Origin of the sequence: Pseudorhodoferax sp. Leaf274, assembly GCF_001422445.1 — a bacterium.
Classification (GTDB): Bacteria; Pseudomonadota; Gammaproteobacteria; order Burkholderiales; family Burkholderiaceae_C; genus Pseudorhodoferax.
Map to the genome: position 1 here is coordinate 633,540 of NZ_LMNA01000001.1, position 12,012 is coordinate 645,551.

Below are 12,012 nucleotides of genomic sequence, written 5' to 3' on the forward strand. Positions count from 1 at the left end.
CGGTTGGCATGGTTTTGTGCGCCCACTTGTCGGCGCGAGTGGGCGGTGACTATGGCGCCGGCCTTGCCGCGGCACCATGGCCGAAGCGATCACGCGCATTGGCGCAATCGATCTGTGAGGCGCCCATGCGTCGCCTATGCGTCGCCTGTGCGCGCCGCGTCGCGCTCGCCCGCCACCTGGCGCACCAGATCCCACGTGAGCTGCGCCACGGGCGCCAATGCGCGGTGCTTGCGCCGCACGAGCACGACGCGGCGGTCCATGCGTGGCGCCAGCGGCCGCGCGACCAGGCCGGGCAGCCCGCCCGGCGGCAGCGCCAGCGTGGGCACGACCGAGATGCCCAGCCCGGCGTCGAGCATGCGGAAGATCGTCGTCGGGTGCCCCACCTCCTGCGCCACGGGCGCCTGCACGCCGTGCGTGCGCAGCGCCTCGTCGATCAGGCGGCGGCTGCCCGAGGCGTGGTCCAGCAGCACCAGCGGTTCGCCGGCCAGCGCGGTCCAGCGCACGCTGCGCTTGCGCGCCAGCGGGTGTGCGGCCGGGCAGACCAGGCAGAAGGGTTCGGTCAGGATGGTCTCGGCATGCAGGTCGGCGCTTTGCACGGGGTCGATCACCACGCCGAAGTCCACCTCGCCCGCGAGCACGCTGGCCAGCGCGTCGTGCTGGATGCGGTCCAGCAGCACCAGCTCCAGGCCCGGATGCGCCAGCCGGCAGCGCGCGATGCAGGCCGGCAGCAGATTGGCCGACAGCGTGGGGCTGCTGGCCACGCGCACGCGGCCCTGGCGCTGCGTGGCCAGGCCGCGCACGTCCAGCAGCATGGTGTCCAGCTCGTCCAGCACACGGTCCAGCCGCGCGGCCAGGCTGCGGCCGGCCTCGGTCAGCACCACCTCGCGCGTGGTGCGGTCCAGCAGCTTCAGGCCCAGCTGCTGCTCCAGCTCGGTCATGCAGCGGCTCACGGCCGGCTGCGTCAGGCCGATCTGGTCGCCAGCCCGCGTGAAGCTGGCGTGCGCAGCCACGGCCTGGAAGACACGCAATTGGCGCAGGCTCACATTCATGCGGCCGAATCATAAATTCATCAGATCAATCCATTTCTCTTTGGGCGCGCGGCGCGGTCCAATGGCGGCATTCCCGTTTCCTGGTTGCACCCCATGGCCCGTTCCCGCCTGCTGCCCGACAACTTCACGCTGTACCTCGTCACCACCGTCGTGCTGGCCAGCCTGCTGCCGGCCTCCGGCCGCTTGGCCCAGGTGCTGGAGGTGGCCACCACGGTGGCCGTGAGCCTGCTGTTCTTCCTGCACGGCGCCAAGCTGTCGCGCCAGGCCATCCTGGCCGGCATCGGCCACTGGCGGCTGCACCTGGTGGTGGTGGCCAGCACCTTCGTGCTGTTCCCGCTGCTGGGCTGGGCGCTCAAGCCGCTGCTGCAGCCGCTGGTCACGCGCGACCTGTACACCGGCATCCTTTACCTGTGCGCGCTGCCGGCCACGGTGCAGTCGGCCATCGCCTTCGTGTCGATGGCGCGCGGCAACATCCCGGCGGCGGTCTGCAGCGCCTCGGCCTCCACGCTGCTGGGCGTGGCGTTCACGCCGCTGGTGGTGGGCCTGCTGCTGACGCAGAACGCGGCCATGGGCGACCCGCTGGACGCGATCGGCCGCATCGGCATGCAGCTGCTGCTGCCCTTCATCGCCGGCCACCTGCTGCGGCCTTGGCTCGCCGGCTTCCTGCAGCGCCGCGCATCGGTCATGAAGGTGGTGGACCAGGGCTCCATCCTGCTGGTGGTCTACGCGGCCTTCAGCCACGCCGTGATCGACGGCCTGTGGTCGCAGGTGCCGCTCTCCGCGCTGGCCGGCCTGCTGGTGGTCTGCGCCGTGCTGCTCGGCCTGGTGCTGGTCATCACCACCTGGAGCGCGCGCCGCATGGGTTTCTCGAAGGAAGACGAGATCACCATCGTGTTCTGCGGCTCCAAGAAGAGCCTGGTCAGCGGCGTGCCCATGGCCAAGGTGCTGTTCGCCGCCAACGTGGCCGGTGCCATCGTGCTGCCGCTGATGCTGTTCCACCAGATGCAGCTGATGGTGTGCGGGGTGCTGGCGCAGCGCTATGCGCGGCGGGCGGCGGCGGAGCAGGTGGTGTCGGCGACGGCACCAACGGCATCTGAGGTGCCTCGCTGATGCCACGGAGGCGGCGACAGCAATGTGCCGCGATCTTCATGCAGGAAATGCGGCTCCCTCCAGCAGACCGCTTGAGCCAGCCGACCCGCTCGCAGCGCTTTGCCGTCGTACCGCGGCCACGGCATCGGGCGCGGCCTGGTCGACGCCGCGATCCAGCACGCGCGTGCACGCGACGGCCTGCGCACGCTGACGCTGACGATCACGGCCCGCAACGTGGCCGCCATCGCGCTGTACCGGGCGGCCGGCTTTGCGGCCTTTGGCAGCGAGCCCTTGGCAGTGAAGAAGGCGCTTGCCGGCGAGCACGGTGGACCGTGCCCCTTGCGCGCGCCTGGACTGCTACGATGGCCAGCATGACCCGCACCGTCGGCCGCCAGGACCGTTCCGAGCTGATCCTCGATCCCTCCGAGGCCTGGCGACGTGGCCGTCTGCTGGATGCGATGCTGGCGGGCCTGCGCGCGCCGCGGCCGCATGGCGTCACGCGTGCCACGCACCGCGAGATGAACCGGGCTGACGACGCACGCCAGCTCGAAATGGCGCGCCGGCTCAACGGGCCGCGCTGAGGCGCGACGCGCATGGACACGGACAGCCTGCTCAACCTGCTGCGGCGCTTTCAGCACGAGGGTGTGCAATACATCCTCGTGGGTGGGCATGCCGTGCGCATGAACGGCTTCCTGCGGGCCACCGAAGACATCGACATCCTGCTGCCTTCGTCCATCGACAACGGCCACCGTGTGATACGCGCACTGTCGTTCCTGCCATCGAGCCAGGACCTCGATCCAGAATGGTTCGCCGTGCCGGCGGACGAGCCCGAGAACATCCGCGTGGCCGACGCCCTGCTGATCGACCTGTTGTTCGCGGCCAACGGCCAGACTTACGGCAGCCTGCAGCCCCACGTGCGCACCGTGACGGTGGAGGGCGTGGACATCCGGACGCTGGACATCGAAGGTCTGCTCAAGACCAAGACCGACTACCGCGACAAGGACCGCATCGACCGGGACGTGCTGCAGCGGCTCAAGTCCCAGCTGTAGGTCTCCGGGCTACAGCAACCGATCCGCGAAGCTGAAATTCGCCAAATGCCGCACCAGCTCCGCCGCCAACCTGGGCAGCGGCTGGCCGGCGCGGTTGACGATCTTGGTCTCGCGCTGGGCCCAGGCGTCGGTGAGCGGCACCAGGGCCAGCTTCATGGTCCGCGCGTGGCGCGCCGCCGACGAGCGCGGCAGGATGCCGATGCCCACGCCGGCTTCCACCAGCAGGCAGATCGACTCGAAGCTGGAGACCTGGATGCGGAACTCCAGGTTGCGGCCGATCTGGCGCGCCAGCGGCGGCAGGAAGTTGGCCAGCGCGCTGCCTTCGGCCAGCGAGATGTGCGGCTCGTCCAGCGTCTGCACGAAGTCCATGCGCGGCAGCGCCGCCATGGCATGCCGTGCCGGCACCACCACCACCAGTTCATCGGCGACGAAATCGCGCACCTCCAGGCCCTGCGTGTCCACGTTGCCGGCCACCAGGCCGATGTCGGCATGCGCCTCGTGGATCGCCATCACGATCTCCTGGCTCAGCCGCTCGCGCAGGTCGATGCTCACGTCCTTGTGCTGCGCCAGGAAGCTGGCCAGCGCCGAGGGCAGGGCGCTGGTGATCGAGGTGGTGTTGGCCAGCACGCGCACATGGCCCTTGGCGCCCTGGGCGTAGTCGCGCAGGTCGATCTTCAGGTGGTCCACCTGCTGCAGCACCTTGCGCGCGTGGTGCAGCAGCGCCTCGCCGGCCGGATTCAGTTCCACGCCCTGGGGCTTGCGGTAGAACAGCTTGGCGCCGATGTTGTCTTCCAGCTGCTTGATGCGCGTGCTGGCCGCGGCCAGCGAGATGCAGGCGCGCTCGGCCCCGCGCCGCAGGTTGGATTCCTCGGCGACGAAGACGAACAGGCGGAGGTCGAACAGGTCGAAGTGCATGGCGTGGGGCCGCGAGCGTACCCCAGCTGAACACCCCCTTCGCCAAAAACTGATGGCCGCGGCTGCGGCGCGGTGCCATCCTCGCCGCTCGGGCACACGACCCGCGACAGGCCACCAGGAGACACCACCATGCCGTCAAACCTTCCCCGTTCCGCCCGCCGCACTGCGCTGGCGGGCTTGCTGTGCGCCGGTGCGCTGGCCGCCGCGCCTGCGTGGGCACAGCAGCAGCCCGTGCGCCTCATCGTCGGCTACGCGGCCGGCGGCCCGGTCGACACGGCCGCGCGCCAGTTCGCCCAGGTGTTCGGCCGCGAGCTGGGGCGCACGGTGATCGTGGAGAACAAGGCCGGCGTGGCCGGCGCGCTGGGCGGCGAGACCGTGGCCCGCGCGGCGCCCGACGGCAGCGTGCTGTACTTCGGCGCCAGCCCCACGCTGACGATCAGCCCGCACGTGCTCAAGAGCATGCCCTTCGATCCGGTGAAGGACCTGACGCCGCTGGCGCCGGTGCTGAGCTACGCCAATGCGCTGGTCATCAACAAGGACCTGCCGATCAAGAACCTCAAGGAGCTGATCGCGTATGCCAAGGCCAACCCCGGCAAGTTGTCCTACGGCTCGGCCGGCATGGGGGCATCGAACCACCTCTCCGGCGAACTGTTCGCCAAGCAGAGCGGCCTCTCGATGACGCACGTGCCCTACAAGGGCAACGCGCCGGCCATGACCGATGTGATCGGTGGCCAGCTGACGATGATGTTCGACATCGTCAGCACCGCGCGCAACTACATCCAGACAGGCCGCGTGCACCCGCTGGCCGTGACCTCGCGCGAGCGCAACGCCTCGCTGCCCGACGTGCCCACCATGCGCGAGGCCGGCCTGCCGGGCTACGAGGTGATCGGCTGGTATGGCGTCTACGGCCCGGCGCAGATGAAGACCGAGCAGGTGGCGCAGGTCAACACCGCCGTGAACCGCACGCTGGCCGACGAGGGCCTGCGCAAGATCTGGGCCGAGCAGGGCTACGACATGTGGAAGGGCGCGCCCGCGGTGCTGGCCGAGCAGCAGCGCAAGGACCTGGAGATGTGGCGCGGCGTGACCCAGGGCATCAAGTTCGAATGAGGACCGCCATGTTCAAGCACACCGCTCCCTGGATCGCTGCACTGGCCGTCACCACGTCGGCCGCACCCGCCCTGGCGCAGGACGCCTGGCCCACCAAGCCCGTCACCCTCATCGTGCCGGCCGCGCCCGGCGGCACCACCGACATCGTCGCGCGGCTGCTGGCCGATGGCCTGTCGCGCGCCTGGGGCCAGAGCGTGGTGGTCGACAACAAGGCTGGCGCGGCCGGCATCATCGGCTCGCAGCAGCTGGTGCGCTCCGCGCCCGATGGCTACACGCTGATCATGGGCAACATCGGCCCCAACGCGATCAACTACAGCCTGTACAAGAAGCTGCCGTACAAGGCCACGGACTTCGCGCCGGTGACGCTGGCCGTCTCGGTGCCCAACGTGCTCGTGGTCAACGCCGGCTCGGGCATCACGAGTGCCAAGGACCTCATCGCCAAGCTCAAGGCCGAGCCGGCCAAGCACGCGTTCGGCTCCTCCGGCAAGGGCCAGTCGCCGCACCTGTCGGGCGAGATGTTCCTGCAGCGCACCGGTACCAAGGCAGAGCACGTGGCCTACAAGGGCGCCGGCCCGGCCGTGGCGGCGCTGCTGGCCAACCAGTACACCTTCATGGTGGACAACCTGCCCAGCTCGATCGCGCAGATCCAGGGCGGCAAGTTCCGCGCGCTGGCGCTGACCGGCGCCACGCGCAGCCCGCAGCTGCCCGACGTGCCCACCATGGCCGAGGCCGGCGTGCCCGACATGGTGGTCACCGCCTGGTTCGGCCTGATGGCGCCGGCCGGCACGCCGCCGGCCATCGTCCACAAGATCCAGCAGAGCGCCCGCCAGGTGCTGCAGGCGCCCGAGAACGTGCAGCGCCTGCGCGGCATGGGCGCCGAACCCGGCGGCAACACGCCGGAGGAGTTCGCCCGCTTCATCGACGCCGAACGCGCGCGCTGGCACAAGACCGTCGAGGCCGCCGGGCTCTCGATGGACGAATGACCTTTTCTTGACCTTTGATGGACCCGACATGATCCGCGACCCCGAAATCACCCAGGCCTTCCTGGACAGCGTGCGCACCTTCGTCAACGAGCGGCTGGTGCCGGCCGAGCACACCGTCGCCGAGACCGACCAGATCCCCGAAGACATCGTCAACGAGATGAAGGCCATGGGCCTGTTCGGCCTGACCGTGCCCGAGGAGTACGGCGGCCTGGGCGTGACGATGGAAGAAGAGTCGCTGATCATGTTCGAGATGGGCCGCACCTCGCCGGCCTTCCGCTCGCTGTTCGGCACCACGGTGGGCATCGGCTCGCAGGGCATCCTGATCGACGGCACGCAGGCGCAGAAGGACCACTGGCTGCCCAAGCTTGCCAGCGGCGAGCTGACGGCCAGCTTCGCGCTGACCGAGCCCGAGGCCGGTTCCGACGCGGCCTCGCTGCGCACCACGGCGCGCAAGGCAACGGACGCGCAGGGCGAGCACTACATCGTCAACGGCAGCAAGCGCTTCATCACCAACGCGCCCACGGCCGGCATCTTCACGCTGATGGCGCGCACCGACCCCAACAACAAGGGCGCGGGCGGTGTCTCGTCCTTCATCGTCGACGCCAGGACGCCCGGCATCACGGTCGGCAAGCCCGACAAGAAGATGGGCCAGCGCGGCGCGCACACGGCCGATGTGACCTTCGACAACGTGCGCGTGCCGGCCGAGAACATCATCGGCGGCAAGGAAGGCCAGGGCTTCAAGACCGCGATGAAGGTGCTGGAGAAGGGCCGCATCCACATCGCCGCGATCTGCGTGGGCGCGGCCGAGCGCATGCTCGACGACGCGCTCAAGTACGCGATCGAGCGCCGCCAGTTCGGCCAGCCCATCGCCGAGTTCCAGCTCGTGCAGGCCATGCTGGCCGACAGCAAGATGGAGGCCTATGCCGCGCGCTGCATGGTGATCGACGCCGCGCGCCGGCGCGACAACGGCGAGAACGTCTCGACCGAGGCCTCGTGCTGCAAGCTGTTCGCCTCCGAGATCTGCGGCAAGGTGGCCGACCGCGCCGTGCAGATCTTCGGCGGCTCGGGCTACGTGGCCGACCACGGCATCGAGCGCTTCTACCGCGACGTGCGCCTGTTCCGCCTGTACGAGGGCACGAGCCAGATCCAGCAACTCGTGATCGCGCGCAACATGATCAAGGCCGCGAGCTGATTCCAGCTGCCGTACCACGACAACCACGGAGACAAGACATGCACCAGCCGCTGCGCGCGCTGTTCGCGGAGCGGCTGCGCCTGCCGCTGATCGCCGCCCCCATGTTCCGCGTGTCGGGGCTCGACCTCACGCTCGCGGCCTGCCGCGCCGGCGTGGTCGGCTCCTTCCCCACGGTCAACTGCCGCAGCGTGGCCGAACTGGACGACTGGCTCACACGCCTGGCGGCCGAACTCGGCCCGCAGGACGCACCGTTCTGCCCCAACCTGATCATGCGGCGCGAGAACCTGCGCGAGGAGTTGGCCTGCCTGCTGCGCCACCGCGTGGAACTGGTCATCACCAGCGTGGGCGCGCCCGATGCCGCCGTGGCGCCGCTGCACGACATCGGCTGCCGCGTGCTGGCCGACGTGGCCTCTGTGCGCCATGCCGAGAAGGCCATCGCCGCGGGCGTGGACGGCCTGGTGCTGCTGACGGCCGGCGCGGGCGGGCAGACCGGCTGGGCCAACGGCCTGGCCTTCGTGCGTGCCGTGCGGGCCTTCTACGATGGTCCCATCGTGCTGGCTGGCGGCGTGTCCGACGGCGCGGCGCTGCTGGCCGCGCAGGTGGCGGGTTGCGACCTGGGCTACATGGGCACCAAGTTCATCGCCACCGACGAGAGCATGGCCGAGGACGGCCACAAGCAGATGCTGGTGGACAGCCGGCTCGACGACGTGCTGCTCTCGCGCGCGTTCACGGGCCTGGAGACCAACACGCTGGTGCCGTCCATCGTGGCCGCGGGCCTGGACCCCAAGGCGCTGCCGACCGACATGAGCGAGGAACGCGCGGCCGCGCTGTACGGCAGCGGTGGCGAGACCAGCATCCGGCGCTGGCGCGACATCTGGAGCGCGGGCCACAGCGTCTCGGGCGTGGACCGGCGCGGCAGCGTGGCCGCGCTCGTGGCGCAGACAGCCGGCGAATACCGCGCCGCTGCGCAGGCGGCGATGGCGTGGTTGCCGGGCGTGGCGCGATGAGCGCCGCCCACCAGCACCCGACCTACTGCGGCCTCGTGCTGCGCGCGCTGGCACGCTACCCCGACCGCGTGGCCTTCCAGACCGCCGAACGCCAGGTGCGCTATGCCGAGGCCTTCGACTTCATCGGCCGCGCGCAGGCGGTGCTGCAGGCCGCCGGCCTGCAACGCGGCCAGCGCGTCGCGCTGCTCAGCGCCAACCGCTGGGACAGCTGGTGCGCCGGCGTGGCCGCCCAGGCCCTGGGTGCCATCGTCACCTCGCTGCACCCGCTCGGCGCGCTCGACGCCCACCTCTACCAGCTGGCCGATGCCGAGGTCAGCCTGCTCATCGTCGACGCCCAGGGCTTCGGCGAGCGCGGCGGCGAACTGGCCGCACGCTGCCCCGGCCTGCAGGTGCTCACGCTGGGTCCGGCCGGCTATGGCCAGGACCTGCTGCGCCTGGCCGATGCACACGGCACGGCCAACGCCTTGGACCTCTCGCTGCCCGGCGGCATCGCCACGCTGAACTACACGGGTGGCACCACCGGCCAGCCCAAGGGCGTGGTCAAGACCTCGGCCGCCAACGCGCTGATGTCGCTGACGGTGATGGCCGAGTTCGAGCTGCCGCGCCGCCCCAGCTTCCTGGCCGTGGCGCCCATCAGCCACGTGACCGGCACCAACGTGCTGCCCGTGCTGTGCAAGGGCGGCACCGTGCACCTGCTCGAGCGCTTCGACCCCGAGCGGCTGCTGGCCACCATCGCACGCGAACGCATCAACTTCGCGCTGATGGTGCCCACCATGGTCTACGTGCTGCTGGACCACCCGGGCCTCGGCCAGCACGACCTGTCGTCGCTGGAACTCGTGCTGTACGGCGCCTCGCCGATGTCGCCCGCGCGCCTGGGCGAGGCCTTGGAGCGCATCGGCCCGGTGTTCTCGCAGCTGTACGGCCAGTCCGAGTGCTACCCCATCGCCACGCTGCCCAAGGCCGACCATGACGTGGCCCGCCCGCACCTGCTGGCCGCCTGCGGCTTCGCCAGCGCGGCCTGCGAGGTCGCGCTGCTGGACGACCAGCTGCAGCCCGTGCCGCCCGGCGAGGCCGGCGAGATCTGCGTGCGCGGCGGCATGGTGATGAGCGAGTACTGGCGCCAGCCAGTAGCCACGGCCGAGGCCCTGGCCGGCGGCTGGCTGCACACCGGCGACGTGGCGCGCCGCGACGCCGAAGGGCGGCTGTACATCGTCGACCGCAAGAAGGACATGGTGGTCTCGGGCGGCTTCAACGTCTATCCGCGCGAGGTAGAGGACGTGCTGAGCAGCCACCCGGCCGTGGCCCAGGCGGCCGTGATCGGCGTGCCCGACGCCAAGTGGGGCGAATCGGTCAAGGCCGTGGTCGTGTTGCGGCCGGGCCAGCAGGTCGAGGCCGAGACGCTGATGGCGCTGGTGCGCGAGCGCAAGGGCGCGCTGCACGCGCCCAAGCAACTCGTGTTCGCCGACGCGCTGCCGCAGACCGCGCTGGGCAAGATCGACAAGAAGGCGCTGCGCGCGCAGGAGTGGTCGGGCAGCGGCCGCAACGTCGCCTGAAGCGGCGCACCACGACTGGAGACACGACAGGGCCGGGATGGGCCTGGTGCCTGCCGGCGATCCGTCCGGCAGGTTCGTCGCCGTGTGCGCAGCGATACGCCCGTCCGGGGCAAGGCGATCAAGGACGGCGGCATCACGCGCGGCCGGGCTGCGTGCGAACATGGCCGGCCTGTCCACGCCACTCCAGGGAGCCGCCATGTCCAGCACGATCGACCACTTCGCCCCGGCCCGCGCCAAGACGCCGCCGCTGTCCTCGGCCGCCCGCGTGGGCGAGCTGGTCTTCGTCTCCGGCACGCCGGGCTACCACGACGACGGCCGCATCGACGAGGACGACTTCGCCGCCCAGTTCGACCAGGCCCTGGTGAACCTGCGCGCCATCCTGGCCGAGGCCGGCAGCAGCCTGCGCGGCATCGCCAAGGCCAACGTGCTGCTCACGCGCGCGCAGGACGTGGCCGAGATGAACGTGCGCTACGCGCTGGCCTTCGGGCCGGCGCCGTTCCCCGCCCGCACCACCTGCGTGGTGGCGGCGCTGCCCGATCCGCGCATGCTGGTCGAGATCGAGTGCGTGGCGGTGGTGCAGCAGTAGACTGCCCGCCGCTGCGGCGCCGCCGGTGCCGGCACGCCGGGGGGATGCACCCATGCAGGACCAGGACGCGATGCAGGCCCCCGCCGACTGGGGCCAGGACGGCGGCGCCGACGCCGCGGCCTCGCTGCTGCAGCGCTACGACGCCGCGACGGGCCTCTGGAACCTGCCGCGCACGGGCGAGTTCTGGGATGCCGTGGCGCTGGCGCGCCAGCTGGGCCGTTTCGGCGCGGGCTGCACCATCGCCATCGTCGACGACGGCTTCGACATGGCCGTGCCGGCGCTCGCGCCCCACACGCTGGTGCCCCACATCGCCGACCCGCAGCCGTTCGCGCACGGCACCGCCGTCGCGCTGCTGATCCTGGCCGTGGCGCCACAGGCGCGGCTGCGGCTGTACCCCACGCGCACGGCCGCCGGCTGGGACGCGCAGGCCATCGCGCACGCGCTGCAGGCCATCGCACGGACCGATGCCGCCATCGTCAACCTGAGCCTGGGCCAGGCGCACGCGCACGCCACGCTGAACCGCTTCGGCGAGTTCCTGGCCGCCATGGCGCCCTGGCCCGGCATGGCCGAGGCCGAGGCGCCGTACTGGCTCAACAGCTGCCTGGGCGGGCTGGCCGCGCACGGCGGCTGGCGCAGCCTGCTGCGTGCGCCCGACAGCCCGCTGGCCGACCCCGTGGCCGCGCTGGTGCGCGGTGGCCGCACCGTGGTGGCCGCCACGGGCAACGCGCGCGGGCATGTCTACGACCCTGCGCTGCGTCCCGGCGTGCTGGCCGTGGGCTTTCAGCGCGTGGCCCGCGGCGGCGATGCCGGCATGGAGCGCGCCGCGCTCAAGGCGCCCACCTACAGCCAGTCGGAGTTCAACGACATCGGGCTGCCGCAGCCGCCCGGCGTGATCGGTTCGAGCTTCGCCGCGCCGCTGGCCGCGGGTTTCGTGGCGCTGATGGCCGAACGGGCCACGCTGCCGGCCTACGCCGAGCTGGCCTGGAGCGCGGGCCTGGCGGAGCAGCTCATGGCGCAGCTCGGGGCCGATGGCAGCGCGCCGTTGCCCCGGCAGGCGCAGGCCGTCGCCCTGTTGTTCGCGAACGCGGTGCAGGCCGCGCCCCATGCGCATGGCCGTGGCGATGGTCCCTGCCCGGAATGCGCGCTGTTCGGCACCAGCGCTTTCGTCAACGGCGGCCTGTATGCGTTGACCTGGGGCGACCTCGACCGGGCTGCTGCGTTGCTGGCGCCGGCCGTGGCCTTCGCCCCGAACAACCCGCATGCGGCCGCCAACCTGGCGATGGTCCACGCCCGGCGTGCCGAGGCCGCGGGCGAGGTGCAGGCCAGGGCGCGCGAACTCGCCGAGGCGGCGCGCCTCATGGGCCAGGCCTGCGCGCTGCGCCCGGAACACCAGCCCTACCGCAGGCGGCTGGAGCAATTCACCCACGCCGCGCAAGACTCCCGGGGTTGGACGCTGGACCCGTAAACTGGGTGCACCGCAAC

13 protein-coding genes are annotated in these 12,012 nt (G+C 71.2%); 11 read left to right on the plus strand and 2 right to left on the minus strand.

Annotated features, from left to right (window positions below; translation table 11 throughout):
* Positions 1-134 precede the first annotated feature (134 nt).
* Positions 135-1,049: a LysR family transcriptional regulator gene (locus ASF44_RS02880; RefSeq protein WP_056897638.1), complete on the minus strand. Its 915-nt coding sequence runs from the start codon at positions 1,047-1,049 to the stop codon at positions 135-137.
* Positions 1,050-1,142: 93 nt separating this feature from the next.
* Between ASF44_RS02880 and ASF44_RS02885 the strand changes: the two genes are divergently transcribed.
* From ASF44_RS02885 to ASF44_RS02900, 4 genes are all read left to right on the plus strand, one after another.
* Positions 1,143-2,159 (plus strand): bile acid:sodium symporter family protein, encoded by a 1,017-nt coding sequence (locus tag ASF44_RS02885; protein WP_056897639.1) that lies wholly within the window; start codon positions 1,143-1,145, stop codon positions 2,157-2,159.
* Positions 2,160-2,258: 99 nt separating this feature from the next.
* Positions 2,259-2,513, plus strand: coding sequence for an N-acetyltransferase (locus ASF44_RS02890; protein ID WP_056897640.1), 255 nt, complete (start codon positions 2,259-2,261; stop codon positions 2,511-2,513).
* Positions 2,510-2,719 (plus strand): hypothetical protein, encoded by a 210-nt coding sequence (locus tag ASF44_RS02895; RefSeq protein ID WP_156374330.1) that lies wholly within the window; start codon positions 2,510-2,512, stop codon positions 2,717-2,719. Before ASF44_RS02890 ends, ASF44_RS02895 begins: the two co-directional genes overlap by 4 nt.
* 12 nt (positions 2,720-2,731) lie before the next feature.
* Positions 2,732-3,187 carry a hypothetical protein gene (locus tag ASF44_RS02900; protein WP_056897642.1) on the plus strand — a complete coding sequence of 152 codons (456 nt, stop codon included), beginning with the start codon at positions 2,732-2,734 and terminating at the stop codon, positions 3,185-3,187.
* Between the two features lie 9 nt (positions 3,188-3,196).
* Here the strand turns inward: ASF44_RS02900 and ASF44_RS02905 are convergent, their stop codons facing one another.
* A complete protein-coding gene (locus ASF44_RS02905) occupies positions 3,197-4,102 on the minus strand; it encodes a LysR family transcriptional regulator (RefSeq protein ID WP_056897643.1) in 906 nt (301 codons plus the stop codon).
* Positions 4,103-4,231: 129 nt separating this feature from the next.
* Between ASF44_RS02905 and ASF44_RS02910 the strand changes: the two genes are divergently transcribed.
* From ASF44_RS02910 to ASF44_RS02940, 7 genes are all read left to right on the plus strand, one after another.
* The gene (locus ASF44_RS02910; RefSeq protein WP_056897644.1) at positions 4,232-5,209 is read left to right on the plus strand and encodes a tripartite tricarboxylate transporter substrate binding protein; all 978 of its coding nucleotides are present in this window, start codon (positions 4,232-4,234) and stop codon (positions 5,207-5,209) included.
* A gap of 8 nt (positions 5,210-5,217) precedes the next feature.
* A complete protein-coding gene (locus ASF44_RS02915) occupies positions 5,218-6,192 on the plus strand; it encodes a tripartite tricarboxylate transporter substrate binding protein (RefSeq protein WP_056897645.1) in 975 nt (324 codons plus the stop codon).
* A 28-nt stretch (positions 6,193-6,220) separates the two neighbouring features.
* A complete protein-coding gene (locus ASF44_RS02920; protein WP_056897646.1) occupies positions 6,221-7,384 on the plus strand; it encodes an acyl-CoA dehydrogenase family protein in 1,164 nt (387 codons plus the stop codon).
* A 38-nt stretch (positions 7,385-7,422) separates the two neighbouring features.
* Positions 7,423-8,391 (plus strand): nitronate monooxygenase family protein, encoded by a 969-nt coding sequence (locus tag ASF44_RS02925; RefSeq protein ID WP_056897647.1) that lies wholly within the window; start codon positions 7,423-7,425, stop codon positions 8,389-8,391.
* Positions 8,388-9,944 carry an AMP-binding protein gene (locus tag ASF44_RS02930; RefSeq protein ID WP_056897648.1) on the plus strand — a complete coding sequence of 519 codons (1,557 nt, stop codon included), beginning with the start codon at positions 8,388-8,390 and terminating at the stop codon, positions 9,942-9,944. Before ASF44_RS02925 ends, ASF44_RS02930 begins: the two co-directional genes overlap by 4 nt.
* 196 nt (positions 9,945-10,140) lie before the next feature.
* Positions 10,141-10,530, plus strand: a complete 390-nt coding sequence (locus ASF44_RS02935) for a RidA family protein (protein WP_056898177.1) — start codon at positions 10,141-10,143, stop codon at positions 10,528-10,530.
* Between the two features lie 52 nt (positions 10,531-10,582).
* Positions 10,583-11,995 (plus strand): S8 family serine peptidase, encoded by a 1,413-nt coding sequence (locus tag ASF44_RS02940; RefSeq protein ID WP_056897649.1) that lies wholly within the window; start codon positions 10,583-10,585, stop codon positions 11,993-11,995.
* Positions 11,996-12,012 lie beyond the last annotated feature (17 nt).

Bases quoted from the DNA above. Each gene is read 5' to 3' on its own strand.
- ASF44_RS02880 (WP_056897638.1), bottom strand. From the start codon at position 1,049: ATGAATGTGAGCCTGCGCCAATTGCGTGTCTTCCAGGCCGTGGCTGCG.
- ASF44_RS02885 (WP_056897639.1), top strand. From the start codon at position 1,143: ATGGCCCGTTCCCGCCTGCTGCCCGACAACTTCACGCTGTACCTCGTC.
- ASF44_RS02895 (WP_156374330.1), top strand. From the start codon at position 2,510: ATGACCCGCACCGTCGGCCGCCAGGACCGTTCCGAGCTGATCCTCGAT.
- ASF44_RS02900 (WP_056897642.1), top strand. From the start codon at position 2,732: ATGGACACGGACAGCCTGCTCAACCTGCTGCGGCGCTTTCAGCACGAG.
- ASF44_RS02905 (WP_056897643.1), bottom strand. From the start codon at position 4,102: ATGCACTTCGACCTGTTCGACCTCCGCCTGTTCGTCTTCGTCGCCGAG.
- ASF44_RS02910 (WP_056897644.1), top strand. From the start codon at position 4,232: ATGCCGTCAAACCTTCCCCGTTCCGCCCGCCGCACTGCGCTGGCGGGC.
- ASF44_RS02915 (WP_056897645.1), top strand. From the start codon at position 5,218: ATGTTCAAGCACACCGCTCCCTGGATCGCTGCACTGGCCGTCACCACG.
- ASF44_RS02920 (WP_056897646.1), top strand. From the start codon at position 6,221: ATGATCCGCGACCCCGAAATCACCCAGGCCTTCCTGGACAGCGTGCGC.
- ASF44_RS02925 (WP_056897647.1), top strand. From the start codon at position 7,423: ATGCACCAGCCGCTGCGCGCGCTGTTCGCGGAGCGGCTGCGCCTGCCG.
- ASF44_RS02930 (WP_056897648.1), top strand. From the start codon at position 8,388: ATGAGCGCCGCCCACCAGCACCCGACCTACTGCGGCCTCGTGCTGCGC.
- ASF44_RS02935 (WP_056898177.1), top strand. From the start codon at position 10,141: ATGTCCAGCACGATCGACCACTTCGCCCCGGCCCGCGCCAAGACGCCG.
- ASF44_RS02940 (WP_056897649.1), top strand. From the start codon at position 10,583: ATGCAGGACCAGGACGCGATGCAGGCCCCCGCCGACTGGGGCCAGGAC.